The following is a 23,250-nucleotide window of genomic DNA, read 5'->3' as shown; positions in this document are numbered from 1 at the left end:
AAAGGGCCCGTGTGAGGGCTCGTTGGCGGAAGATCGCCTCCGGAACGGGGGGTGGACTGACGGGAATCCGCTGAAGATCACGCAGGCCGTGCGGGCGATCCGCACTGTTGTTCAGGGGTTTGCCCGACGTTGTTCAGTCTGTGAAACCCCCGTGCCGCGCGCGTTTCCGGTCTGAAACGATGGGGCTCATGAGCCCTGCAACCCCTCCCACCGAGCGCCGGGTCTCCGCCCGAGTCGGCGCGATCTCCGAGTCCGCCACCCTCGCCGTGGACGCCAAGGCCAAGGCCCTCAAGGCGGCCGGGCGGCCGGTGATCGGCTTCGGCGCCGGTGAGCCCGACTTCCCGACTCCGGACTACATCGTCCAGGCGGCCATCGAGGCCTGCTCGAACCCGAAGTACCACCGCTACACGCCGGCCGGTGGCCTCCCCGAGCTGAAGGCCGCGATCGCCGCGAAGACGCTGCGCGACTCGGGCTACGAGCCCGACGTCTCGGAGATCCTTGTCACCAACGGCGGCAAGCAGGCCATCTACGAGGCCTTCGCCGCGATCCTCGACCCGGGCGACGAGGTCATCGTGCCCGCGCCGTACTGGACGACGTACCCGGAGTCGATCCGGCTGGCCGGGGGTGTCCCGGTGGAGGTCGTCGCCGACGAGACGACCGGCTACCGGGTGACCGTGGATCAGCTGGAGGCGGCCCGTACGGAGCAGACGAAGGTCGTCCTCTTCGTCTCGCCGTCCAACCCGACCGGCGCGGTCTACACCGAGCAGGAGACCGCGGCCATCGGCCGCTGGGCCGTCGAGCACGGCCTGTGGGTGATGACCGACGAGATCTACGAGCACCTCGTCTACGGCGACGCCTCCGCCGTGTCGCTGCCGGCGGTGCTGCCCGAGCTGCGCGACAAGTGCGTCGTGGTCAACGGTGTCGCCAAGACGTACGCGATGACCGGCTGGCGGGTCGGGTGGATCATCGGCCCGAAGGACGTCGTCAAGGCCGCGACGAACCTGCAGTCGCACGCCACGTCCAACGTGTCCAACGTCGCCCAGGCCGCCGCGCTGGCCGCCGTCTCCGGTGACCTGGACGCCGTGTCGGCGATGCGTGAGGCCTTCGACCGGCGCCGCAAGACCGTCGTGCGGATGCTGAACGAGATCGACGGTGTGGTGTGCCCGGAGCCGGAGGGCGCGTTCTACGCGTACCCGTCCGTGAAGGCCCTGGTCGGCAAGGAGATCCGGGGCCGGCGGCCCAAGGACACGGTCGAGCTGGCCGCGCTGATCCTGGAGGAGTCCGAGGTGGCGGTCGTACCGGGTGAGGCCTTCGGCACGCCGGGTTACCTGCGGCTGTCGTACGCGCTGGGTGACGAGGACCTGGTCGAGGGTGTGAGCCGGATCCAGAAGCTGCTGGCGGAGGCACGGGACTGACGTCCGCTTCGCCGGTCCTGCGGCGGCCCGGGGGCACCTACCGAGTTCGGTAGGTGCCCCCTTTGCTTGCGCCAGTTTGTTTGTGCGAGCAAGACCACGAAAGGGGAAACAGCTACCGGGACGGCTGGGACGTACGGCAGGATCTTTGGATGGAGCGCGTACGTGATGTCTCTGAGCTGCCGAAGGCCCATCTGCACCTGCACTTCACCGGGTCGATGCGGCCCTCGACCGTGCTGGAACTGGCCGACAAGTACGGGGTGCGGTTGCCCGACGCGCTGACCGAGGCGCTGGTAGGCGGGGAGCCGCCGAGACTGCGGGCGACGGACGAACGGGGCTGGTTCCGCTTCCAGCGGCTGTACGACGCCGCGCGCTCGTGTCTGCGGGAGCCGGAGGACATCCGGCGGCTGGTGCGGGAGGCTGCGGAGGAGGACGTCCGGGACGGGTCGGGGTGGCTGGAGATCCAGGTCGACCCGACGTCGTACGCGCCTCTGCTGGGCGGGCTGATCCCGGCACTGGAGATCATCCTGGACGCGGTCGAGACCACATCGCGGGAGACCGGGCTCGGGATGCGGGTGCTGGTCGCGGCGAACCGGATGAAGCACCCGCTGGACGCGCGGACGCTGGCGCGGCTGGCGGTGCGGTACGCGGACCGGGGCGTGGTCGGGTTCGGGCTGTCGAACGACGAGCGGCGGGGGATGGCGCGGGACTTCGACCGGGCGTTCGGGATCGCGCGCGAGGCCGGGTTGCTGTCCGCGCCGCACGGGGGTGAGCTGGCGGGGCCTTCGTCCGTGCGGGACTGTCTGGACGACCTGGGCGCGACGCGGGTGGGGCACGGGGTGCGGGCGGCGGAGGACCCGAGGCTGATGAAGCGGCTGGCCGACCGACAGGTGACGTGCGAGGTGTGCCCGGCGTCGAACGTGGCGCTGGGGGTGTACGAGAAGCCGGAGGACGTGCCGCTGCGGACGCTGTTCGAGGCCGGGGTGCCGTTGGCGCTGGGCGCGGACGATCCGTTGCTGTTCGGATCCCGGCTGGCGGCGCAGTACGAGATCGCGCGGCGGTATCACGGGTTCACGGACGCGGAGCTGGCGGAGGTGGCCCGGCAGTCGGTCCGGGGTTCGGCGGCCCCGGAGGGCGTGAAGACGAAGCTGCTGGCGGGGGTGGACGACTGGCTGGCGTCGTAGAGGCCTGTCCGCCGGTGCGCCGGGTGGATCTGCGGTCGTGGCGGGACGAGCCGGTGCGCCGGGTGGATCTGCGGTCGTGGCGGGCGAGCCGGCGCGTCGGGTGGATGCGCGATCCCGGCGAGACGAGCCAGTGCATCGGATGGATGCGCGATCCCGGCGGGAGGAGCCGGTGCGTCGGGGGGATGCGCGGTCGTGGCGGGCGAGCCGGCGCGCGTCGGGGGGATGCGCGATCCCGGCGAGACGAGCCAGTGCATCGGATGATGCCCGATGCCGGCGAGAGGGGCCGGTGCGTCGGGTGGGATGTGCGGTCCCGGCGGGAGGCACCGGTGCGTCGGGGGATGCGCGGTCCCGGATAGACGAGCCTGTGCGCCGGGTGGATGCCCGATCCCGGCGGGAGCGGCCGGTTCTTTGAGGACGCCGCGGGATACGTCGACTGCTCGTCGTCAGCGCCGCGCCGCGCCGCTCGGGCCCGAGCCGGAGCCGGGACGGACCGCTCGCCCCGGGCCGTGCGCGGCGTCGTCTCCACCGTGCTCAGGGCATCTACGACCGGGACCTCTAGAGGCTGACCCCGACCGTCACCGGCTCGTTGACCAGGGTGATACCGAAGGCCTCTCGGACGCCGGCCACCACCTCACGGGCCAGGGCGAGGAGGTCCTCCGTCGTCGCGCTGCCCCGGTTCGTCAGCGCCAGGGTGTGCTTCGTGGAGATGCGGGCCGGTCCGTCGCCGTACCCCTTCGTGAAGCCCGCCTTGTCGATCAGCCAGGCCGCGGAGGTCTTGGTGCGGCCGTCGCCGGCCGGGTACGCGGGGGGCTCCACCCCTTCGCCGAGGCGCTCACGCACGCGTGCGCGGAACGTCGCGAAGTCCGTGTCCGTCAGGATCGGGTTGGTGAAGAAGGAGCCCGCCGACCAGGTGTCGTGGTCCTCGGGGTCCAGGACCATGCCCTTGCCGGCGCGCAGCTTGAGCACCGTCTCGCGGGCCTGCGCGAGCGGGACGCGATCGCCCGCCTCCACGCCGAGGGCGCGCGCCGTCTCGGCGTACCGGAGGGGGGCGGAGAGGCCCTCGGCGTCCTCCAGGGCGAGGCGGACCCGCAGGACCACGTAGCGCTCGGGGTCGGACTTGAATCGGCTGTGGCGGTAGGAGAAGGCGCAGTCCTCGTTGGTCAGGGTGACCGATGCGCCGGTGTGGCGGTCGTAGGCGACGACCTCGGTGATCGTGGACGAGACCTCCTGGCCGTACGCCCCGACGTTCTGGATGGGGGTCGCGCCCGCGGAGCCGGGGATGCCGGCCAGGCACTCGATGCCCGCCAGGCCCGCCTCGACCGTACGGCCGACGGCGTCGGTCCAGACTTCGCCCGCGGCCAGCTCCAGCGACGTGCCGTCGAGGGCGAAGCCCTTGGTGGCGATGACGAGGGCGGTGCCTTCGAAGCCCTTGTCGCCGATGACCAGGTTCGAGCCGCCGCCGATGAGCAGCAGCGGGGTGCCCGCCTCATCGGCTTCGCGGACGGCGGCGATCACCTCGTCGTCCGTCGTCGCGGTGATCAGCCGGGTCGCGGGGCCGCCCAGCCGGAAGGTCGTCAGCGGGGCGAGGGGGGCGTCGTGGAGTTCCTGCACGGGCTCAAGAGTACGAGACGGCACTGACGGCGCCGGGCACGTGTGGGTGCGGCCCCCTTCCGCGGGGAAAGGGGGCCGCACGCGCGCGTGGTGGCTCTCAGGCCAGCCGGCGGAGCGCCTCGGACCAGGAGAGCGGGAGGTCGTCGCTGCTCACCTGCCAGGTGGTGAAGGCCGAGTCCCTCATCTGCGGGGCGAGGCCGCGGGAGGCCGGGCCGTGGGCACCCGCGCGGACGAAGGCGTGCAGCGCGTCCTTGGACTCCCAGGCCGACAGGGTCCAGAAGGTCCGTTTGAGGGGCTGGGCCTTCAGGGTGGCTCCGTAGGCGCCGGGGCTCCGGCGGACCTGCCGCCAGACGGCGGGCGTTCCGGCGAGGAACCTCAGGGCTCCCCACAGCGTGCGGGTCTCGAAGCGGGAGGCGAAGACGCACACCTCGGTGTCGCGGGGAGGGATGTTCGGGACGGTCCAGGGAAGAGTGGGCATGGCCGCTTCTCCTTGTTCGGGTCCTTCGGGGTCAGTGGGCGGCCGTCTCCAGCACCGGTGCCGGTTCGGCCGCCTCGGCCTGCCGCTCGGTGCGCCGCCGGGTCGGTATCAGCAGGGCCGCGACGCCGGCGAGGGCGACCACCGCGGAGCCCGTCACGAGGGCGGGACGCATGCCGTCGACGAAGGTCTGGCCGGTCTCGTAACCGCCCTGGGCCGCGAAGATCGACCCCATGACGGCGATGCCGAGCGCCCCGCCCACCTCGCGCAGGGCGTTGTTGGCGCCGGAGGCGATGCCCTGCTCCCACGGCCGCACGCTGGACATGACCAGGTGCGAGGCGGGGGCGAAGAACAGCGCCATGCCGACGCCGCTGACGATCAGGGCGGGCAGCTGGGACGCGTAGGAGGCGTCGGCCGTGGCCACCACCGCCATGTAGCCGAGGCCCAGCGCCTGCAGGAAGAGGCCCGCGGCGACGACCGGGCGGCCGCCGATGCGGTCGGCCAGGATCCCGGCGATCGGGGCGACCAGCATCGGCATGCCGGTCCAGGGCAGCATCCTGAGGCCCGCCTCCGTGGGCGAGTAGCCGAGGACGCCCTGCATGTACTGGCTGAGCAGGAAGATCGAGCCGAACATGCCGAGGAACATCAGCAGGCTCGCCGCGTTGATGCCGGAGAACGCCCGGGAGCGGAACAGCCGCATCGGGAGCATGGGGTTCTTGGCCCGCGTGCTGTAGAGGATGAAGCCGACGAGCAGCGCTCCGCCCGCGAACAGTCCGGTCAGGACGAGCGAGGAGGTCCAGCCGTCGGCGGGGCCGCGCACCAGCCCGTAGACGATGCCGAACAGGCCGCCGCTGGCGAGCAGGGTGCCGGGGACGTCGAGCGGGGCTCCGGTGCCGTGGGACTCGGCGAGGCGCAGGCGGGCGAGCGGCAGCAGGGCCAGGCCGAGCGGAACGTTCAGCCAGAAGATCCACTGCCAGGAGATGTGTTCGGTGAGGGTGCCGCCGACGAGCGGTCCGGAGGCGACGGCGAGTCCGTTGACGGCGCCCCAGATGCCGTACGCCATGCCGCGCTTGGCGACGGGCACGGCGGCGGTCAGCAGGGTCAGCGTCAGCGGCATCATCACCGCGGCACCGGCGCCCTGGACGGCGCGGGCGGCGATGAGGGAGTCGATGCCGGGGGCCATGGCCGCAGCGGCGGAGGCCCCGGTGAAGATGGCGAGCCCGACGATGAACAGCCGTCGGCGGCCGAAGCGGTCACCGAGGGCGGCGCCGAACATCAGCAGGACGGCGAAGGTCAGCGTGTAGGCGCTCACCGTCCATTCGAGGTCGTGCAGTCCCCCGCCGAGGTCCTCCCGGATGGAGGGCAGGGCGGTGGTGACGACGAGGTTGTCGAGGGCCGCCATGAATCCGGCGACGCTGGTGATGACGAGGGCCCAGGCGGCTCCCCCGCGATGTGCGGTCTGCTGTGACATCGCTCCCCCAAGAAGAATCTGCGGTGATCGATTAGTTATTGATTACTAACTTTCGCGGTCATGAAGATCCGCTGCATTCAGGCCCTTCCCCGTCAGTGCTCCGGCCCGGCCTTGCGACGCGCCGAGGGGTACATGCCTTCCCAGACGCGATGCTCGGGCGGGAACCCCATGGCCGTCAGGCAGTTGATGAGCATTCCGTACGCCAAGAACATCGTCGTTTCACCGGCGTCGGCACCCAGCGGGAGGTGGACGGTGTCCCACAGCCGCATCCATCCGGCGCGCACGGACTCGCCGAACTCGTGGTCACCCTCCTCCTCGGCGGCCTTCACGGCGACATACATCTGCATCTGCATCATGAGCCGCTCGGGGCGCTCCTCGATGACCTTGGTGTACGCGTTCCCCATCGCGTGCAGGGCCTCTTCGCCTTCGAGCCCCTCGGAGGCCTCCGCGAAGGTGCGGATGGTGTCCTCCACACAGCGCTGGGCCGCCGCCAGGAAGATCGCCCTCTTGCCCGGGAAGAGACGGAAGAGGTACGGCTGCGACACGCCGACCCGGCGGGCGATCGCCTCGGTCGAGGTGCCGTGGTACCCACCGCGGCCGAACTCGGTCGTCGCCGCCCTGATGACACTCTCGCGCCGCTCTTCCGCACTCATCCTTGCCATGCATTCGAAGTTAGTACTCAATCACTAACTACGTCAAGCGGTACCCCGCACGGGCCATGCGTAGGGGGCGGCGCCCCACATTGGAGAGCCACGCGAAAGGGGCGCCCCATGATCGGAGAGCGCCCCTTACGTCGTGTCGCGGCCGACTCAGGCCAGTCGCACAACCGCCCGAGACATGCCCAGCACCTTCTGCCCGGCGCTGGTCGCCGTCAGGTCCACGCGGACCGTGTTGTCGTCGAGCTTGGCGGCGACCTTGCCGGCGACCTCGATCACGGCACCCTGGTCGTCGTTCGGGACGACGACCGGCTTGGTGAAGCGGACGCCGTACTCGACGACCGCGCCCGGGTCGCCGGTCCAGTCGGTGACCACGCGGATCGCCTCGGCCATGGTGAACATGCCGTGCGCGATGACGTCCGGCAGGCCGACCTCCTTGGCGAACCTCTCGTTCCAGTGGATCGGGTTGAAGTCGCCGGAGGCGCCCGCGTACTGGACGAGGGTCGCGCGGGTCACAGGGAAGGTCTGGGCGGGCAGCTCGGTGCCGACCTCGACGTCGGAGTAGGAGATCTTCGCGGTCATGGGGTCGCTCACGCCTCCTCGGCCGCGCGGGCCACGAGCTTGGTCCAGGCGGTCACGACGTGCTCGCCGGCCTCGTCGTGCACCTCGCCGCGGATATCCACGATGTCGTTGCCCGCGAGGGACTTGATCGCCTCGATGGTCGAGGTGACCGAGAGCCGGTCGCCGGCGCGGACCGGGCGGCGGTAGGCGAACTTCTGGTCGCCGTGCACCACGCGGCTGTAGTCCAGGCCGAGCTGGGGGTCCTGGACGACCTGGCCCGCGGCCTTGAAGGTGATCGCGAAGACGAACGTCGGCGGGGCGATCACGTCGGGGTGCCCAAGGGCTTTGGCGGCCTCCGCGTCCGTGTAAGCCGGGTTGGCGTCCCCGACCGCCTCGGCGAACTCACGGATCTTCTCCCGGCCCACCTCGTACGGCGTGGTGGGCGGGTACGTCCGCCCCACGAAGGACTGGTCGAGCGCCATGGCTCGGCACCTCCTGGTAGCTCACTGACCGGCACTGACCGGTACGGGTCCCTCAACGACGCGAGGCCGCCCCCGATCACTCGGGAACGGCCTCGTGTACGAGCCTGTTTTTATCGCGTTTCGCGGTGCGCGGTGTGCGCATTGCAACGCGGGCAGTGCTTCTTCATCTCAAGGCGATCCGGGTTGTTACGCCGGTTCTTCTTGGTGATGTAGTTCCGCTCCTTGCACTCCACGCAGGCCAGCGTGATCTTCGGGCGGACGTCGGTGGCAGCCACGTGAGTGCTCCTAAGACGAACGGATGGACTGTTTAACGCAAGAAGAGTAGCCGATCGAAGGACCGACCCCGCAATCGGCTACTGTCAGTAGCGGTGACCGGACTTGAACCGGTGACACAGCGATTATGAGCCGCTTGCTCTACCGACTGAGCTACACCGCTTTGATGCGATCCGGCCCCGCCTTGCGACGGAACCAGTCACACCAGAGCCCCAAAACGGAATCGAACCGTTGACCTTCTCCTTACCATGGAGACGCTCTGCCGACTGAGCTATTGGGGCGAGCGATGAAGACATTACACGCTCCGCCGCCGTTCACCCAAATCCGTTTCGAGGCCCCCGCTCCGGGCGCCCGGACCGTCCTCCCGGCGGCCTCGTGGACCCCTCCCGTTTCGTGATCGGACCACGCCGGTACGACTATTGCGCTCCTCCCCGCCAGGGGCGGGGGGCCGTCCTAGGCTCGTCTCACTCTGCGTGATCATGCGTCCTCCCGTGCCAGCCCGAGCCCCTGGAGTGCGATGCCCGACAGCCGGCCGCAGCCACCACCGCCCTCGTCGTCTTCGCCCGGTCCGGCCGACCCGTCGTCGCTGCTGCTGTGCGGGGCGCGGCTCACCGACGGCCGGAGGGTGGACGTACGGCTGGGCCGCGGGCGTATCGAGGCGGTCGGCACGGCCGGCAGTCTGGGAGCGGGCGGCACGCGCGCGTGCGGATCACGCGTGGACCTCAGTGGCTATCTGCTGCTGCCGGCTCCCGCCGAGCCGCACGCCCACGCCGACACGGCCCTGTCGGCCGACATCGAGGGGCCGGTCTCGTACGAGCCGCAGGACGTGCAGCGCCGGGCCACGGAGGCCGCACTGCTCCAGCTCGGGCACGGGGCGACGGCGCTGCGGGCGCACGTGCGCGTGGGGGACGTCCAGGGGCTGGGCGCGCTGGCCGCCGTGCTGCAGGCACGGCGCGCGCTGCGCGGGCTGGCGGAGCTGACGACGGTGGCGATGCCCCGGGTGCTGACCGGGGTGGCCGGTGCGGACGGGCTTGCCATGCTGCGGGACGCGGTGAAGATGGGCGCCTCGGTGGTGGGCGGCCGGCCGGACCTCGACCCCGACCCGACGGGGTACGTGGAGGCGGTTCTGGAGATGGCCTCCGAGCACGGCTGCCCCGTCGACCTGCACACGGACGCCGGTGACCCCGCCCGGCTGGCCCGGCTCGCGGCCATGGCGGGCGGACTGCGCCCCGGGGTGTCCCTCAGCCCCTGCGGCGATCTCGGCCGGCTGCCCTCCGAGGTGGCCTCGCGGACGGCCGACCAACTCGCGGCGGCCGGAGTGGCGGTGGTGTGCCTGCCCCAGGGTGGCTGCGGCGGCGTCGACCGACGCGGGGCCGCACCCGTCCGGCTGCTGCGCGCGGCCGGAGTGCGGGTGGCCGCCGGGAGCGGGGCGCTGCGGGACGTGTCCAACCCGGTGGGGCGTGGCGACCCGCTGGAGGCGGCCTTCCTGCTGGCCTCGCGTTGCGGGCTGGCGCCCGAGGAGGCGTACGACGCGGTGAGTTCGTCGGCGCGGGCGGTGCTGGGACTGCCCGAGGTGCGGGTGGAGGCGGGTTTCCCGGCCGAGTTGCTCGCGGTGCGCGGGGACCGGCTCGCAGGGGTGCTGTCCCTGGCGTACAGCCGGATCGTCGTGCACCAGGGGCGTGTGGTGGCGCGGACCAGCGCGGTGCGGGAGTACTGCAGTTCGACGGCCTCGGTGGAGCTGGGACTGCCGCGGCAGGGGCGGGGAGAGGTGCCGTGAGGTATGCGGCGAGGTGCTGGAAGGCGTCCGGTGGAGCGCCGGAAAGCCTGGGGCGGGGAGCCGGAAGGCGTCCGGTGGAGCGCCGGAAAGCCTGGGGCGGGGAGCCGGAAGGCGTCCGGTGGAGCGCCGGAACACATGCGGCGGGGTGTGGCCTAGGCTGCGGCGGACGGTGCTGTCGAGGCGTACGGTCGAAGGCATGCGCATTGTCATCGCTGGTGGTCATGGTCAGATCGCGTTGCGGCTGGAGCGGCTGCTCGCCGCGCGCGGAGACGAGGTAGTGGGAATCATCCGGAAGGCCGAGCAGGCGGACGATCTGCGGCAGGCCGGTGTCGAACCGGCCGTGCTCGACCTTGAGTCGGCCTCAGTGGACGAGGTCGCGGAGCGGCTCAGGGGCGCCGACGCCGCGGTCTTCGCGGCGGGCGCGGGCCCGGGCAGCGGGGCGACCCGCAAGGACACGGTGGACAAGGCCGCGGCGGTCCTCTTCGCGGACGCGGCGGTGGCGGCGGGAGTACGGCGCTTCGTGGTCGTGTCGTCCATGGGCGCCGATCCGCGCCACCAGGGTGACGAGATCTTCGACGTCTACCTGCGCGCCAAGGGCGAGGCGGACGCGTACGTGCGCGGGCTGGACGCCCTGGACTGGACGATCCTGCGCCCCGGCCAGCTTACCGACGACGCGGGTACCGGCCTCGTACGCCTGGAGGCCCGCACCGGCCGCGGCCCGGTCCCGCGCGACGACGTGGCCGGCGTGCTGGCTGAGCTGGTGGACACCTCCGCGACGGCCGGGCTCACTCTGGAGCTCGTCAGCGGGTCGGCGCCGGTCTCGGTGGCGGTGAAGTCGGTGGCAGGAAACTGAGGTTCGCGGCCGACCGCGCGGACGTCTCCTAGAACAGGGAGAGTTGGCCGGGGAAGTCCGGGACCGTGTAGCCGTCCAGGGACGGTTGCTCGGGGCCCGGGCGGGCCTGGCGGCGGGAGCCAGGACATGAGGTGAGTTCGCCGTGCTCACGAGCGCCGGGCGGGTCGTGGCGCGCGTAGCGCCCGGCGACGACGGCGATCTCGCGACGGCACTCGGGGCAGACTCTGCGGCGGGAAGACATGGAGCCAGTGTGCCGCGCGGGCGGGCCGGTCGGGCGTCTCCCCTGCGGGGTGCTGCCCCTACCTGTTCGTGGCCCTCGATCTTCGACGGCCTCGGTTGCGCGGGCCTCGGCTGTATGAGGCTCGATGGCGTGGGGCTCGGCTGCACGGGGCTCGGCTGTTTGAGCTCGACGGCGTGGGCTCGGCTGTATGGGGCTCGACGGCGTGGGGGCTCGGCTGCGTGACCGCTGAGCGACGCGCGGGTGACGCTGGTGGGCGCGGCAGGCGACGTGGTCGCCCCGACGCGAACCGGCCTCGACGGGGCGTACGCCTTCTCCGACCTGGACACCGGGGCCGAGCAGTCCTGACGGGTCACTCGTCGGGGCCCGGGCCACGTGGCCGTCCGACCGCAGCAGCTCAGCGGGGACGTCAAATTCGGGTCCTGCGAGAGCTGAGCCGGCAGATAGGCGTCAGCGCACGTCGACCTAGTCGGCCGCACTGGTGGCGACGACGGTCGTGGAGTTGCCGTAGAGCATGCCGTTACAAGAGGCGGCAGCGTATCTGACGAGTTCATGCCCCCCGACGGGCTTCCGGCAGACGTTGGGAATCACCCGTCGGGAACCACCCGTCGGCGAGCTGCCGTTGGCGTGCATGCGCAAGTTGGCTCGTGCTGAAGGCCAGTACGTGCCGCGTCATGGTAGCCAGCCGGAGTGATCATGCTCACCCCAGGGGGGCCTGGAGGACACGACAACGAAAAACCCCCTCCGACCAGGCGATAAGCCTGATCAGAGGGGGTCTTCCCCAGTGTGGCGGCGCCAGGATTCGAACCTGGGAAGGCTGAGCCGGCAGATTTACAGTCTGCTCCCTTTGGCCGCTCGGGCACACCGCCGGGGTTGCTGCCTGGCGAGCCGCTCTTCCGCGGCGCTCCGTGGCAACGACGTAAACAATACCTGATGTGGAGGGGTGCTCCGCCACCCGATTGATCGGCGCTCGCAGGGCCGGGGGTGGCTAGGCTTGTCCGGATGCGGCCGGGACCTGAACGGGCCCTGCGACCGCCCGCATACGCCGGTACGCACGATACGCACCCCGATACAAGGAGCCACAGGACATGGCCGACTCCAGTTTCGACATCGTCTCGAAGGTCGAGCGGCAGGAGGTCGACAACGCACTCAACCAGGCCGCCAAGGAGATCTCGCAGCGCTACGACTTCAAGGGCGTGGGTGCCTCGATCTCGTGGTCCGGTGAGCAGATCCTCATGGAGGCGAACTCCGAGGACCGGGTGAAGGCCATCCTCGACGTCTTCCAGTCCAAGCTGATCAAGCGGGGCATCTCGCTGAAGGCCCTGGATGCGGGCGAGCCCCAGCTCTCCGGCAAGGAGTACAAGATCTTCTCTTCGATCAAGGAGGGGATCTCCCAGGAAAACGCCAAGAAGGTGGCGAAGACCATCCGCGACGAGGGCCCCAAGGGCGTGAAGGCGCAGGTGCAGGGCGAGGAGCTGCGGGTCAGTTCCAAGAGCCGTGACGATCTGCAGGCCATCATCACCCTGCTGAAGGGCAAGGACTTCGACTTCGCGATCCAGTTCGTGAACTACCGGTAGGTCCGGCCCCCCGGGCTCCCGCCCTCACGGGTACGAGGAGGGGCGGGTACCGCCGGTGCCCACCCTTCTCACCCGCCTGACGCCATCGGTTCCGCCCGGCCAACGCCATCGGGCTTGCCCGGCTGCCGGCATTGGTCTTCTCCGTCGGCCGCCATTGGTCTGCTCTGCCGACTGCCGTGGGTCTTCTGCCGGCTGCCATCGGTGGGAGCGGTCAGTTGCGCGAGTTGCCGAACAGCAGGCGGTAGGCGATGAGCAGGACGAGCGATCCGCCGATCGCCGCCGCCCAGGTCGCACCGTCGTAGAAGTCCTTGGTGATGGGGTGGTCCATCCAGCGGGCCGATATCCAGCCGCCGATGAACGCGCCCGCGACGCCGATCAGCGTCGTGCCGATGAGGCCGCCCGGGTCACGCCCCGGCAGCAGGAACTTCGCGATGGCTCCGGCCAACAGTCCCAGGATGATCCAGCTGATGATCGTCATGCCGTGAACCTGCCCTTTCACGCTGTGCCCGCACATCCCCGGCCATGTGATCTTGCTCCCGCCAGGCCGAACCCGTGCGCCGTACGTCGGGCGCCCCGCGCGCGGCCTCCTCGTCACGCACGTTCACGCCGTGTTGGTGGGGAGGACGCCCGGGTCGCCCCCGCCGGTTGCGCTGATCAGTAGGGTGCGACGCATGACCGCATCCGTTCCCGGACTGCGCCGCACCCTCGGCGTGGGTGACGCCGTCGTCATCGGACTCGGCGCGATGGTGGGGGCCGGGATCTTCGCCGCCCTCGCCCCGGCCGCGCACGCGGCCGGAACCGGGCTGCTCATCGGGCTCGCCGTCGCCGCTGTGGTCGCGTACTGCAACGCCACGTCGTCGGCTCGCCTCGCCGCCCTGTATCCGGCCTCGGGTGGCACGTATGTGTACGGGCGGGAGCGGCTCGGGGAGTTCTGGGGGTATCTCGCAGGCTGGGCGTTCGTGGTCGGGAAGACGGCCTCCTGTGCGGCGATGGCGCTCACCGTGGGCACATACGTCTGGCCGGGGCAGGCGCACGCGGTGGCGGTCGGGGCCGTGGTGGCGCTGACCGCGGTGAACTACGGCGGTGTCCAGAAGTCCGCGTGGCTGACGCGGGTGATCGTGGCGCTCGTCCTGGCTGTCCTCGCTTCCGTGGTGGTCGTATGTCTGGTCTCCGGTGAGGCTGATGCCGGGCGGCTGGACATCGGGGCCTCGGGTGGCGCGGACGGCGTGCTGCAGGCGGCCGGACTGCTGTTCTTCGCCTTCGCCGGGTACGCTCGGATCGCCACCCTCGGCGAGGAGGTGCGGGATCCGGCGCGCACCGTTCCGCGCGCGATCCCGTTGGCGCTGGGCATCACGCTGGTGGTGTACGTGTGCGTGGCGGTGGCCGTCCTCTCGGTACTCGGGTCGGGCGGTCTCGGGGATGCGACGGCTCCGCTGACCGACGCCGTGCGGGCGGCCGGGACGCCCTGGCTCGTGCCGGTGGTGCGGATCGGTGCGGCGGTGGCCGCGATGGGCTCGCTGCTGGCGCTGATCCTGGGTGTGTCACGGACGACGCTGGCCATGGCCCGGGACCGGCACCTGCCGGGGGTGCTGGCCGCCGTGCATCCGCGGTTCCAGGTGCCGCACCGGGCGGAGCTGGCAGTGGGCGCTGTGGTCGCGGTTCTGGCAGCCACGGTGGATGTGCGGGGTGCGATCGGGTTCTCCTCCTTCGGTGTGCTGGCGTACTACGCCGTGGCCAACGCATCGGCGTGGACGCTGTCTTCGGCGCCGGCGGCTCGGGTGGTGCCGGTGGTGGGGCTGGTCGGGTGTGTGGTGCTGGCGTTCTCGCTGCCCGGGGTGTCGGTGGTCGTGGGCGCGGGGGTGCTGGTGGTGGGGGCGGTTGCGTACGCGGTGCGGTGGCGGGTGAAGGCCAGGGCGGGGAGGAAGTAGGGCCGGTCCGCCGGGGTGCGGTGGAAGGGCGGCATGGATGCTGCCCCACTTGAACAGTTGCTGGATAAAATCTTCAATCACGCTGTCGTGCACCACGGATACACCGATGACATGCGCGACTACGGGGTCATCGTCTACGCAACGGGACCCCCGTACCGGCCCGCGGTCATGGGTTCATCATGCAGGCCGCCGCCGACAGCCGGGCGGACCTGTGGATAACCGCGGCCTGTGGACAACGGGGGGGGGAAGGTCGGAAGCTCCCCGGCGTCAGCGCACCGCGAACGGCTCGTCCGTCCGCACGATGTCGCGGCCGAGCGGGAGCAACGAGACCGGGATGAGCTTGAAGTTGGCGATGCCCAGCGGGATGCCGATGATCGTCACGCACAGGGCGATGCCGGTGGCGATGTGGCCGAGGGTGAGCCACCAGCCCGCGAGGACCAGCCAGAGCACGTTGCCCACGCAGGACGGTGCGCCCGCGTCACGGCGCTCGACCGTCGTGTACCCGAAGGGCCACAGGGCGTAGACGCCGATACGGAAGGCCGCGATGCCGAACGGGATGCCGATGACGGTGATGCAGAGGAGCAGGCCCGCGAGCATATAGGCGAGGAACAGCCAGAAGCCGCTCAGGACGAGCCATATGACGTTGAGTATGGTCCTCACTGGTTCCCACCTGCCATCTTCTCGAGCCGGGCGATGCGTTCCGCCATCGGCGGGTGTGTGGAGAACATCTTCGAGAGGCCCTGGCCGGGCCGGAACGGGTTCGCGATCATCATGTGACTGGCCGTCTCGATGCGCGGCTCGGGCGGCAGCGGGAGCTGCTTCGTGCCGAGTTCGAGCTTGCGCAGGGCGCTGGCCAGGGCGAGCGGGTCGCCGGTGAGCTGGGCGCCGGAGGCGTCCGCCTGGTACTCGCGGGAGCGGCTGACGGCCAGTTGGATGAGCGAGGCGGCGAGCGGGCCCAGGATCATGATCAGCAGCATGCCGAGCAGCCCGGGGCCGTCATCGTCGTCCGAGCGCCCGATGGGGATCAGCCAGGCGAAGTTGACCAGGAACATGATGACGGAGGCGAGGGCTCCCGCGACCGACGAGATGAGGATGTCGCGGTTGTAGACATGGCTGAGTTCGTGTCCGATGACGCCGCGCAGTTCGCGTTCGTCCAGCAGGCGAAGGATGCCGTCGGTGCAGCACACGGCGGCGTTGCGTGGGTTGCGCCCCGTGGCGAAGGCGTTGGGTGCCTCCGTCGGGGAGATGTACAGGCGCGGCATGGGCTGGCGGGCCTGGGTGGAGAGGTCGCGGACCATGCGGTAGAGCGCCGGCGCCTCGAACTCGCTCACCGGGCGGGCACGCATCGCGCGCAGTGCCAGTTTGTCGCTGTTCCAGTACGCGTACGCGTTGGTGGCCAGCGCTACCAGGACGGCGATGACGAGCCCCATGCGGCCGAAGAAGCTGCCGATGACGATGATGAGTGCGGACAGTCCTCCCAGGAGGATCGCTGTCCTGAGCCCGTTGTGCCGGCGGTGCACGGTGCGCCCTCCAAGTGGTGCGGCAGGGGGACCCTCGCTTGCTGTGTCTGCGGTGCCACTGGTGCCGTGTCCTCACGTCCAGTGGACCCTCCCGTACTGGTCAACGCCAGGCGGGAGGCTCAAGTTCCCTGGTGCGCGCGGCGGCGGGTGTGGACCGTCCGGGTGACGGCAACGGGACGCGGCACGCGCGCGTGGGGGCGAGTGCCCCACGCGCGCGGTCTGAGCGGCCGGTTTCCGGGAAGCCGGGTTCGTTCAGAAGAGCCCGGTGTCGGTGAAGCGCAGGACCAGCTGGGGTGCGCCGGACAGGGCGATGCCGAGGACGCCGGTCAGGGCGATCGCGGCGGTGACCGGGCCGGGGACGCGGTGCTTCTCGGGCTCGCCCTCGGGGGCGCGGAAGAGCAGGGCCGTCCACTGGAGGTAGTAGAACAGCGCGATGACGACGTTGACGGCCATGACCACGGCCAGCCAGCCGAGGCCGGCGTCGACGGCCGCCGAGAAGACGGTGACCTTGGCGAAGAGGCCGATGATGCCCGGCGGCAGCCCGGCGAGGCAGAGCAGGAAGAACGCCAGGAGCAGCGCGGACAGGGGGCTGGAGGCGTACAGGCCGCGGTAGTCGTCGACGCGGTTGAGGGACTTCGTCCTGCCTACGAGGGCGGCCACGGCGAAGGCCCCGAGGTTCACGGCGCCGTACATCAGGGCGTAGGCGACCGTGGAGCCGATCGACTTCTCGGCGTCCCCGGAGTACGCGGCGGCGGCGATCGGGACCAGGAGGTATCCGGCCTGGCCGACGGAGGACCAGGCGAGCAGGCGTACGGCGCTGTACGCGCGCGTGGCCTGCTGGCGCAGGGCTCCGACGTTGCCCACGGTCATGGTCAGTGCGGCCAGGGCTGCCAGGGCCGGGCCCCAGACGTCGGCGTAGGACGGGAGGGCCACGACCGTGATCAGGATCAGGCCGCTGAAGCCGACCGCCTTGCCGATGACCGACAGGTACGCCGCGATCGGCAGGGGCGCCCCCACGTAGGTGTCGGGCACCCAGAAGTGGAAGGGCACGGCGGCCGTCTTGAAGGCGAAGCCCACGAGAGTGAGGACGACGCCGGTCTGGGCGAGGGTGTGGAACTGCCCGTCGACGTTCTGGATACGGTCGGCGACCTGGGTGAGGTAGAGGGTGCCCGTGGTGGCGTACAAGAAGCTGATGCCCATGAGGCTGACCGCGGTCGCCGTGACCGAGGACAGGAAGAACTTCAGGGCCGCCTCGGACGACTTCCGGTCGCCGTACCGCAGGCCGACCAGCGCGAAGGCGGGCAGGGAGGCGACTTCGAGGGCCACGATCAGGGTCGCGAGGTCGCGGGAGGCGGGAAGGAGTGCGGCTCCGGCCGCGGAGGACAGCAGCAGGAACCAGTATTCGCCTTCTGGCAGCTCCTTGCGGGCGTCCTTCAGGGCCGTGACCGACAGGAGGGCGGAGAGCAGGGCGCCGCCGAGGACCAGGAACTGGATGACCAGGGTGAAGCGGTCGGCCGTGTAGCTGCACACGGTGGCGTCGCCGGTCAGGCAGAAGGTGCTGCGGTCGCCGTCCAGCAGGGGCAGCAGCATCACCGTCGCGGCGGCCAGGCCTGCCACCGACGTCCATCCGAGCAGGGCCTTGCGGTGCTCGGCGAGGAACAGGTCGGCGACCAGGACGACGAGTGCGGCGACCGCCGCGATGGTGGGCGGCGCGATCGCGAGCCAGTCGACGGACTGGACCAGCGAGGCGGCCAGGGGCTGGGCCGGGGAGCTCATCGGGTGCCTCCTGCGAACAGCTGCTGGACGGCCGGGTCGCTCAGGCCGAGGAGCACCTTGGGCCACAGGCCCGCGACGACGGTGAGGACGACGAGCGGTGTCCACGCCGCGAACTCGTAACCGCGGACGTCGGTGAGCCTGGGTGCGTCGTGGGGCAGGGCGCCCATGCAGACGCGGCGGACCACGATCAGCAGGTACGCGGCCGTCAGCAGCGTGCCGAACGCGCCGATCGCCATGAAGGTGAGGAAGGCCGCGCGGTTGAGGCCCTCGGCGGGTTGGAACGCGCCGAACAGGGCCAGCATCTCGCCCCAGAATCCGGCCAGGCCCGGCAGGCCGAGCGAGGCGACGGCGGCGAAGGCGAGCAGGCCGCCGAGGCGCGGGGCCTTGCCGTAGAGGGCGGCTCCGGTCTCCTCGGCGAGGGTGTCGAGGTCGGTGGTGCCCGTGCGGTCCTTCAGCGCGCCGACCAGGAAGAACAGCAGGCCGGTGATGAGGCCGTGGGCGATGTTGGCGAAGAGGGCGCCGTTCACGCCGGTCGGGGTCATCGTCGAGATGCCGAGCAGCACGAAGCCCATGTGGCCGACGGAGGAGTAGGCGATGAGGCGCTTGAGGTCGCCCTTCGCGCCCTGTTTGGCGAGCGCCAGGCAGGCCAGGGATCCGTAGATGATGCCCACGACGGCGAGGGCGGCGAGGTAGGGCGCGAAGGTGCGGAACCCGTCCGGCGCGATGGGCAGCAGGATACGGACGAACCCGTACGTACCCATCTTCAGCAGGACGCCGGCCAGGAGGACCGAGCCGACGGTGGGCGCTGAGGTGTGGGCGTCCGGCAGCCAGCTGTGCAGCGGCCACATCGGCGTCTTCACCGCGAGCCCGATCCCGATCGCCAGAACGGCGATGACCTGCACGGATGTGGTCAGCGACCGGCCGTTGTCAGTGGCGAGTGCCATCATGTCGAACGTGCCCGCCTTGATCCCGATCAGGAGCAGGCCGAGCAGCATGACCACGGATCCGAGCAGCGTGTAGAGGATGAACCGCCAGGCTGCCTGGCTCCGGCCCTCGCCGCCCCAGCGGGCGATGAGGAAGTACATCGGGATGAGGACCATCTCGAAGGCCAGGAAGAACAGCAGCAGGTCGAGGACGGCGAAGGTCGCGAGGGTGCCGGACTCGAGGACGAACAGCAGGGCGACGAAGGCCTTCGGGGTCGGCCCCGCGGGCATTTTGAAGTACGAGTAGAGCGCGCAGAGGAAGGTCAGCAGCGCGGTCAGGACCAGAAGGGGGAGGGAGATGCCGTCGATGCCGAGGTGGATGCGTACGTCGAGTGCGGGGATCCAGCTGATGTCCGTGCTGGCCTGCATCTTCGACGGCTGGTCGTGGTCGAAGCCGAGCGCGAGGACGATCGCGGCGATGAGGACCGCACCGGTCACGGTGACACCGTGCCGGAGCACGGCCTGCTCGGGTGACTTCCCCTTCAGCCCGGGCGGGGCGGGCAGGAGAGCCGCGGCGGCGCCGAGGAGCGGGCCGACGACGATGAACGCCAGAAGGAACCGCATCACGGACTCGTTGATATCGATCACGCCTGCTCACGCTCCCGTGGCGACGAGGACGACGGCGACCGCGAGGACGACGGTGCCGGCGAGCAGCGCGCTCACATAGGTCTGGACGTTGCCGGTCTGTGCGCGCCGTACGGCGGCGCCCAGCCAGCGGGGCAGCGCACCCGCACCGCGTACGTAGGTCTCGACGACCTCCCGGTCGAGGAACCGGACGAGGCTCGCTCCGGCCTGGACCGGGCGGACGAACAGGGTCGTGTACACGGCGTCCAGGTGGAAGCCCGCGGCCGCGTGCCGGTGCAGGGGGCCGAGCAGCAGCCGTCCCGGGTCGGCGGGGTCCGGCGCGTGGGCGATGTCGCCGTAGGCGGGCTCGTGGCTGGCGATGGCCTCGGCCTCGACCTGAGCGGCGTCGCCCTCGGGGTGGGCCGCGACAGCGCCGAGCGGGACGCGGGCGGTGAGCGCGGTGGTGTGCTGCCAGGCGGCGTAGGTGACGATGCCGCCGACCATGGCCACACCCGTGCCGAGCACGGAGGTGGTCAGGGTGGGGCTGAGGTCGCGGCCGTCGAACCAGTCGGGCAGCAGGCGGAACGCGAACCCGCCGAAGGCCAGGGACGGCACGGCCAGCACCCACAGCACGACGGTCATGGTCAGTGGCTGCCTGCCGTGGTCGGGGGCTTCGGTGCCCCGGCCCCGGAAGGTCAGCAGCCACAGGCGCGTCGCGTAGGCGGCGGTGAGCACGGCCGTGAGCAGGCCCGCGACGAGGACGATCCAGCCGGCCGCGGCGGGGGCGTGCTCGGTGTGGCCGGTGATGACGTGCTCGGCGACGCCGAGGACGGCCTCCTTGGAGAAGAAGCCGCTGAACGGCGGGATCGCGGCGAGCGCGAGCAACGCCACCGTCATCGTCCAGTAGGCGTCGGGGACGCGGTCGCGCAGGTTCCGCATACGGGACATGGCGGCGAGCGAGTTGGTGCCCGCGGCGTGGATGATCACGCCCGCGGCGAGGAACAGCAGCGCCTTGAAGGCGCCGTGGGACAGGAGGTGGAACACGGCGGCACCGCGGTCGCCGACGGCGAGGGCGCCGGTCATGTAGCCGAGCTGGCCGATCGTCGAGTAGGCGAGGACGCGCTTGATGTCGTCCTGGGCGAGCGCGGCGAGCGCCGAACCGGCCATCGTGACGGCGGCCATGACGGCGAGGACGACCATCGCGGCCCGGGAGGCCTCGAAGACCGGGAGGAGACGGGCGATGAAGTAGACACCGGCGGCGACCATCGTCGCGGCGTGGATCAGCGCGGAGACGGGAGTCGGGCCCGCCATCGCGTCGGGGAGCCACGTGTGCAACGGGAACTGCGCCGACTTGCCCGCCACGCCCGCGAGGAGGAGCAGAGCGATCAGGGTCGGGTGGTCGAGTCCCCCGCTCGCGACGGCGCCCAGGACCCTGGTGATGCGGAACGAGCCGGCGTCGGTGGCCAGGGCGAACAGGCCGATGAGGAAGGGGACGTCGCCGAGCTTGGTGACGAGGAAGGCCTTGAGGGAGGCGTCGCGGGCCTGAGGGGTCTCCCAGTAGTGGCCGACGAGGAAGTAGGAGCAGATGCCCATGACTTCCCAGCCGACCAGCAGGACGATCAGGTCGCCGGAGTAGACGACCAGGAACATCGCGGAGGTGAACAGCGAGACCAGGGCGGCGTAGGAGGGGTAGCGCGGGTCGTCGCGCAGGTAGCCCGTCGAGTAGATCTGCACGCAGGAGGCGACCAGGCCGACGAGGACGGCGACCAGGGCGGCGAAGCCGTCGATGTGCACGGCGAGCTCGATCGGGACCGAGCCGGTGGGGGTGAGTTCCGTGGCCGCGTTGACTGCCGCGTCACCGCTCTGACGCACGGCGACGAGCGCGGCGATGACGAGGGAGGTGAGTGTCGGCAGGACGGCGAGCGGGCGGACGAAGCCGGGTGCACTGCGGCCCAGGAGCAGCCCGGCGACGGCGCCGAGGAACGGAAGGAGGGGGACGAGGACGGCGAGGGTGGTCGTGGTCACGCGGTGGCCTCAGCCTTCTGGGCCTCGTCGGACTGCTCGGCCGTGCGGGCGTCGTGGTCGGTGCCGTCGGGGTCGTGCCGTTCGGAGGTGTCGCGGAGCCTGTCGATGTCCGCGGTGCCGCGGTTGCGGTGGACGGCGAGGACGATCGCCAGGCCGATGCCGATCTCGGCGGCGGCGATGGCGATGGTGAACAGGGTCAGGGCCTGCCCGGAGTGCAGGGTCTCCTCGGCGGTCCTGCTGAGCCAGACGTCGAAGGCGACCAGGTTGAGGTTGACGGCGTTGAGCATCAGCTCGACCGACATCAGGACCAGGATCGCGTTGCGGCGGGCGAGGACGCCGTACAGGCCCGTGCAGAAGAGGAGGGCGGAGAGCACGGCGGGATAGGCGAGGTGCATCAGCGGGCCCCTTCCGTGTCGCGCCCGGTGTCCTGGCCGGCCGGGGCGGCCGTGTCGGCCTTCGCCTTGCGGGACAGGACGATCGCGCCGACCAGGGCGGCGAGGAGGAGGACGGAGAGGGCCTCGAAGGGGAGGACCCAGTTCTGGAAGAGGCTCGCGCCGGTGGCCTCGGTGGAGCCGGCGGCGGGGCCGTCCAGGTCGATCCAGGTGGCGCGGAACGCGTCCACGACGACCCAGACCAGGGCGGCCGCGGCGGCGACGGCCACAGTGAGGGCGGCCCAGCGGTTGCCCGAGTCGGCGTCCGGGGAGCGGCCGATGGGGGCTCTGGTGAGCATCAGTCCGAACAGGAGGAGGACGACGACGGACCCGACGTAGATGAGGACCTGCACCCAGGCGATGAACTCCGCGGTGAGCAGGAGGTACTCGACGGCGAGGCCGCCGAGGGTGACCACCAGCCACAGGGCGGCGTGCACCAGCTGCCGGGTGGTGACGGTGACGAGCGCGGCGCCGAAGGTGACCAGGCCGACGAGGAGGAAGGCGATCTCGACGCCGGTCGGGGAGAGGAAGCCGTGGGTTCCGGCGGCCCCGGTGGTCGGGCCGGTCGCAAGGTGGGCGGCGGTTGCGGCGAGGGTCATCCCTGTCCCTCCTGCCCCGGGGCCGGCTGGTCGGGGCTCGGCTCGTCCGGGTTCGGCTGTTCCCGCCTCGACTGGTCCGGGCTGGACTCGCCCCGCCTCGGCTCGTCCGGGCTCGGCCGGCCCGGGCTCGACTCGCCCCGCCTCGACTGGTCGGGGCTCGGCTGGCCCTGGTTCGGCTCATCCGGGCTCGGCTCGCCCCGCCTCGGCTTCAGCTTCGGCTCGTCCGGCTGCGGCTGGTCGGTCTGCTGCTTGGAGTCGCCCTGGGGACGGGTGGGCTGTTCGGCGGCGCGGGCCTGCTCGTCGGCGTGCGGTTCGGTCGCCGGCGGGGCCTGCTGGGCGGCCAGCTTGTCGGCGGTCTTGCGGGCGGTGGCCAGTTCCTTGGGTTCCTCCGCGCCGGGGTCGAGGGCAGGCGGGGCCGGGACGGTCCACATCCACTCGCGGAGCTTGTCGCGCTCATGGGTGAGCTCGCGGATGTCGGTCTCGGCGTACTCGAACTCGGGTGACCAGAACAGCGCGTCGAAAGGACAGACCTCGATGCAGATACCGCAGTACATGCACAGGGAGAAGTCGATGGCGAAGCGGTCGAGGACGTTGCGGCTGCGCTCGCGGCCGCCCGGGGCCGCCGCCGGGACCGTCTCCTTGTGGGAGTCGATGTAGATGCACCAGTCCGGGCACTCACGGGCGCACAGCATGCAGACCGTGCAGTTCTCCTCGAACAGGCCGATCACACCGCGGGTGCGGGGCGGGAGGCCGGGCTGGGCGTCCGGGTACTGCGCGGTCACGGACTTCTTCGTCATCGTGCGGAGGGTGACGGCCAGGCCTTTGGCGAGCCCAGAGCCGGGGATGGGGGCCAT

Annotated in this window: 23 protein-coding genes and 3 tRNA genes; 6 read left to right on the top strand and 20 right to left on the bottom strand. The window is 71.1% G+C overall.

What is annotated here, in order from left to right; genetic code table 11:
* The first annotated feature begins 188 nt into the window (after nt 1-188).
* Complete coding sequence (locus ACFY9S_RS09175) at nt 189-1,415, top strand: aminotransferase class I/II-fold pyridoxal phosphate-dependent enzyme (protein ID WP_391124786.1); 1,227 nt, start codon at nt 189-191, stop codon at nt 1,413-1,415.
* 149 nt (nt 1,416-1,564) lie between these two features.
* The gene (locus ACFY9S_RS09170) at nt 1,565-2,596 is read left to right on the top strand and encodes an adenosine deaminase (RefSeq protein ID WP_391124783.1); all 1,032 of its coding nucleotides are present in this window, start codon (nt 1,565-1,567) and stop codon (nt 2,594-2,596) included.
* 555 nt (nt 2,597-3,151) lie between these two features.
* On the opposite strand, the gene ACFY9S_RS09165 is transcribed toward ACFY9S_RS09170, so the two are convergent.
* From ACFY9S_RS09165 to ACFY9S_RS09125, 9 genes are all read right to left on the bottom strand, one after another.
* Nucleotides 3,152-4,207, bottom strand: a complete 1,056-nt coding sequence (locus tag ACFY9S_RS09165) for a UDP-N-acetylmuramate dehydrogenase (RefSeq protein WP_391124781.1) — start codon at nt 4,205-4,207, stop codon at nt 3,152-3,154.
* 97 nt (nt 4,208-4,304) lie between these two features.
* Nucleotides 4,305-4,685 carry a DUF3291 domain-containing protein gene (locus ACFY9S_RS09160; protein ID WP_391124778.1) on the bottom strand — a complete coding sequence of 127 codons (381 nt, stop codon included), beginning with the start codon at nt 4,683-4,685 and terminating at the stop codon, nt 4,305-4,307.
* Between the two features lie 31 nt (nt 4,686-4,716).
* Nucleotides 4,717-6,153 carry a DHA2 family efflux MFS transporter permease subunit gene (locus tag ACFY9S_RS09155; protein WP_391124775.1) on the bottom strand — a complete coding sequence of 479 codons (1,437 nt, stop codon included), beginning with the start codon at nt 6,151-6,153 and terminating at the stop codon, nt 4,717-4,719.
* Nucleotides 6,154-6,245: 92 nt separating this feature from the next.
* On the bottom strand, nt 6,246-6,815 hold the full coding sequence (locus ACFY9S_RS09150) for a TetR family transcriptional regulator (RefSeq protein ID WP_391124772.1): 570 nt from the start codon (nt 6,813-6,815) through the stop codon (nt 6,246-6,248).
* Nucleotides 6,816-6,962: 147 nt separating this feature from the next.
* Complete coding sequence (locus ACFY9S_RS09145; RefSeq protein WP_102909651.1) at nt 6,963-7,391, bottom strand: MaoC family dehydratase; 429 nt, start codon at nt 7,389-7,391, stop codon at nt 6,963-6,965.
* An 8-nt stretch (nt 7,392-7,399) separates the two neighbouring features.
* On the bottom strand, nt 7,400-7,852 hold the full coding sequence (locus ACFY9S_RS09140) for a MaoC family dehydratase N-terminal domain-containing protein (protein WP_102909652.1): 453 nt from the start codon (nt 7,850-7,852) through the stop codon (nt 7,400-7,402).
* 110 nt (nt 7,853-7,962) lie between these two features.
* On the bottom strand, nt 7,963-8,127 hold the full coding sequence (gene rpmG / locus ACFY9S_RS09135; RefSeq protein ID WP_003948671.1) for a 50S ribosomal protein L33: 165 nt from the start codon (nt 8,125-8,127) through the stop codon (nt 7,963-7,965).
* An 88-nt stretch (nt 8,128-8,215) separates the two neighbouring features.
* Nucleotides 8,216-8,288 (bottom strand) — tRNA-Met (locus ACFY9S_RS09130).
* A gap of 45 nt (nt 8,289-8,333) precedes the next feature.
* Nucleotides 8,334-8,406, bottom strand: a tRNA-Thr gene (locus ACFY9S_RS09125).
* Nucleotides 8,407-8,642: 236 nt separating this feature from the next.
* Between ACFY9S_RS09125 and ACFY9S_RS09120 the strand changes: the two genes are divergently transcribed.
* Nucleotides 8,643-9,902 carry an amidohydrolase family protein gene (locus ACFY9S_RS09120; RefSeq protein WP_391124769.1) on the top strand — a complete coding sequence of 420 codons (1,260 nt, stop codon included), beginning with the start codon at nt 8,643-8,645 and terminating at the stop codon, nt 9,900-9,902.
* A 196-nt stretch (nt 9,903-10,098) separates the two neighbouring features.
* A complete protein-coding gene (locus ACFY9S_RS09115; protein ID WP_391124766.1) occupies nt 10,099-10,755 on the top strand; it encodes an NAD(P)H-binding protein in 657 nt (218 codons plus the stop codon).
* Between the two features lie 28 nt (nt 10,756-10,783).
* On the opposite strand, the gene ACFY9S_RS09110 is transcribed toward ACFY9S_RS09115, so the two are convergent.
* Entirely contained in the window at nt 10,784-10,996 is a 213-nt protein-coding gene (locus ACFY9S_RS09110; RefSeq protein WP_391124764.1) for a hypothetical protein, read from the bottom strand.
* A gap of 784 nt (nt 10,997-11,780) precedes the next feature.
* A tRNA-Tyr gene (locus ACFY9S_RS09105) sits at nt 11,781-11,862 on the bottom strand.
* 219 nt (nt 11,863-12,081) lie between these two features.
* On the opposite strand from ACFY9S_RS09105, the gene ACFY9S_RS09100 reads away from it, so the two are divergent.
* Nucleotides 12,082-12,570 carry a YajQ family cyclic di-GMP-binding protein gene (locus tag ACFY9S_RS09100; protein WP_391124762.1) on the top strand — a complete coding sequence of 163 codons (489 nt, stop codon included), beginning with the start codon at nt 12,082-12,084 and terminating at the stop codon, nt 12,568-12,570.
* Between the two features lie 211 nt (nt 12,571-12,781).
* On the opposite strand, the gene ACFY9S_RS09095 is transcribed toward ACFY9S_RS09100, so the two are convergent.
* Nucleotides 12,782-13,048, bottom strand: coding sequence for a GlsB/YeaQ/YmgE family stress response membrane protein (locus ACFY9S_RS09095; protein ID WP_102910741.1), 267 nt, complete (start codon nt 13,046-13,048; stop codon nt 12,782-12,784).
* Nucleotides 13,049-13,241: 193 nt separating this feature from the next.
* Between ACFY9S_RS09095 and ACFY9S_RS09090 the strand changes: the two genes are divergently transcribed.
* A complete protein-coding gene (locus ACFY9S_RS09090; protein ID WP_391124760.1) occupies nt 13,242-14,498 on the top strand; it encodes an amino acid permease in 1,257 nt (418 codons plus the stop codon).
* A gap of 267 nt (nt 14,499-14,765) precedes the next feature.
* Here the strand turns inward: ACFY9S_RS09090 and ACFY9S_RS09085 are convergent, their stop codons facing one another.
* The 8 genes from ACFY9S_RS09085 to ACFY9S_RS09050 all read right to left on the bottom strand — a co-directional run bounded on the left by ACFY9S_RS09085 (nt 14,766) and on the right by ACFY9S_RS09050 (nt 23,250).
* The gene (locus ACFY9S_RS09085) at nt 14,766-15,158 is read right to left on the bottom strand and encodes a YccF domain-containing protein (RefSeq protein ID WP_031141233.1); all 393 of its coding nucleotides are present in this window, start codon (nt 15,156-15,158) and stop codon (nt 14,766-14,768) included.
* Nucleotides 15,155-16,018, bottom strand: coding sequence for a zinc metalloprotease HtpX (gene htpX / locus ACFY9S_RS09080; RefSeq protein ID WP_391124757.1), 864 nt, complete (start codon nt 16,016-16,018; stop codon nt 15,155-15,157). Before htpX ends, ACFY9S_RS09085 begins: the two co-directional genes overlap by 4 nt.
* A 252-nt stretch (nt 16,019-16,270) precedes the next feature.
* Nucleotides 16,271-17,794, bottom strand: a complete 1,524-nt coding sequence (locus ACFY9S_RS09075) for a proton-conducting transporter membrane subunit (protein ID WP_391124754.1) — start codon at nt 17,792-17,794, stop codon at nt 16,271-16,273.
* Nucleotides 17,791-19,365, bottom strand: a complete 1,575-nt coding sequence (locus ACFY9S_RS09070) for an NADH-quinone oxidoreductase subunit M (RefSeq protein ID WP_391124751.1) — start codon at nt 19,363-19,365, stop codon at nt 17,791-17,793. The genes ACFY9S_RS09075 and ACFY9S_RS09070 overlap by 4 nt, the downstream gene beginning before the upstream one ends.
* 6 nt (nt 19,366-19,371) lie before the next feature.
* Nucleotides 19,372-21,366, bottom strand: coding sequence for an NADH-quinone oxidoreductase subunit L (locus tag ACFY9S_RS09065; protein ID WP_391124748.1), 1,995 nt, complete (start codon nt 21,364-21,366; stop codon nt 19,372-19,374).
* The gene (gene nuoK, locus ACFY9S_RS09060) at nt 21,363-21,761 is read right to left on the bottom strand and encodes an NADH-quinone oxidoreductase subunit NuoK (protein WP_391124745.1); all 399 of its coding nucleotides are present in this window, start codon (nt 21,759-21,761) and stop codon (nt 21,363-21,365) included. Before nuoK ends, ACFY9S_RS09065 begins: the two co-directional genes overlap by 4 nt.
* Entirely contained in the window at nt 21,761-22,396 is a 636-nt protein-coding gene (locus ACFY9S_RS09055; protein WP_391124742.1) for an NADH-quinone oxidoreductase subunit J, read from the bottom strand. The genes nuoK and ACFY9S_RS09055 overlap by 1 nt, the downstream gene beginning before the upstream one ends.
* A complete protein-coding gene (locus ACFY9S_RS09050; protein ID WP_391124739.1) occupies nt 22,393-23,250 on the bottom strand; it encodes a 4Fe-4S binding protein in 858 nt (285 codons plus the stop codon). Before ACFY9S_RS09050 ends, ACFY9S_RS09055 begins: the two co-directional genes overlap by 4 nt.

Origin of the sequence: Streptomyces sp. NPDC012474, assembly GCF_042955185.1 — a bacterium.
Classification (GTDB): Bacteria; Actinomycetota; Actinomycetes; order Streptomycetales; family Streptomycetaceae; genus Streptomyces; species Streptomyces cahuitamycinicus.
The sequence above is the reverse complement of the archived record's forward strand: the minus strand, read 5'-3'. Positions and strand labels throughout refer to the sequence as shown.

Bases quoted from the DNA above. Each gene is read 5' to 3' on its own strand.
- ACFY9S_RS09175 (WP_391124786.1), top strand. From the start codon at position 189: ATGAGCCCTGCAACCCCTCCCACCGAGCGCCGGGTCTCCGCCCGAGTC.
- ACFY9S_RS09100 (WP_391124762.1), top strand. From the start codon at position 12,082: ATGGCCGACTCCAGTTTCGACATCGTCTCGAAGGTCGAGCGGCAGGAG.
- ACFY9S_RS09150 (WP_391124772.1), bottom strand. From the start codon at position 6,815: ATGGCAAGGATGAGTGCGGAAGAGCGGCGCGAGAGTGTCATCAGGGCG.
- ACFY9S_RS09120 (WP_391124769.1), top strand. From the start codon at position 8,643: ATGCCCGACAGCCGGCCGCAGCCACCACCGCCCTCGTCGTCTTCGCCC.
- ACFY9S_RS09170 (WP_391124783.1), top strand. From the start codon at position 1,565: ATGGAGCGCGTACGTGATGTCTCTGAGCTGCCGAAGGCCCATCTGCAC.
- ACFY9S_RS09115 (WP_391124766.1), top strand. From the start codon at position 10,099: ATGCGCATTGTCATCGCTGGTGGTCATGGTCAGATCGCGTTGCGGCTG.
- ACFY9S_RS09090 (WP_391124760.1), top strand. From the start codon at position 13,242: ATGACCGCATCCGTTCCCGGACTGCGCCGCACCCTCGGCGTGGGTGAC.
- ACFY9S_RS09155 (WP_391124775.1), bottom strand. From the start codon at position 6,153: ATGTCACAGCAGACCGCACATCGCGGGGGAGCCGCCTGGGCCCTCGTC.
- ACFY9S_RS09055 (WP_391124742.1), bottom strand. From the start codon at position 22,396: ATGACCCTCGCCGCAACCGCCGCCCACCTTGCGACCGGCCCGACCACC.
- ACFY9S_RS09110 (WP_391124764.1), bottom strand. From the start codon at position 10,996: ATGTCTTCCCGCCGCAGAGTCTGCCCCGAGTGCCGTCGCGAGATCGCC.
- ACFY9S_RS09140 (WP_102909652.1), bottom strand. From the start codon at position 7,852: ATGGCGCTCGACCAGTCCTTCGTGGGGCGGACGTACCCGCCCACCACG.
- ACFY9S_RS09095 (WP_102910741.1), bottom strand. From the start codon at position 13,048: ATGACGATCATCAGCTGGATCATCCTGGGACTGTTGGCCGGAGCCATC.
- ACFY9S_RS09145 (WP_102909651.1), bottom strand. From the start codon at position 7,391: ATGACCGCGAAGATCTCCTACTCCGACGTCGAGGTCGGCACCGAGCTG.
- ACFY9S_RS09075 (WP_391124754.1), bottom strand. From the start codon at position 17,794: ATGAGCTCCCCGGCCCAGCCCCTGGCCGCCTCGCTGGTCCAGTCCGTC.
- ACFY9S_RS09050 (WP_391124739.1), bottom strand. From the start codon at position 23,250: ATGGCCCCCATCCCCGGCTCTGGGCTCGCCAAAGGCCTGGCCGTCACC.
- ACFY9S_RS09160 (WP_391124778.1), bottom strand. From the start codon at position 4,685: ATGCCCACTCTTCCCTGGACCGTCCCGAACATCCCTCCCCGCGACACC.
- nuoK (WP_391124745.1), bottom strand. From the start codon at position 21,761: ATGCACCTCGCCTATCCCGCCGTGCTCTCCGCCCTCCTCTTCTGCACG.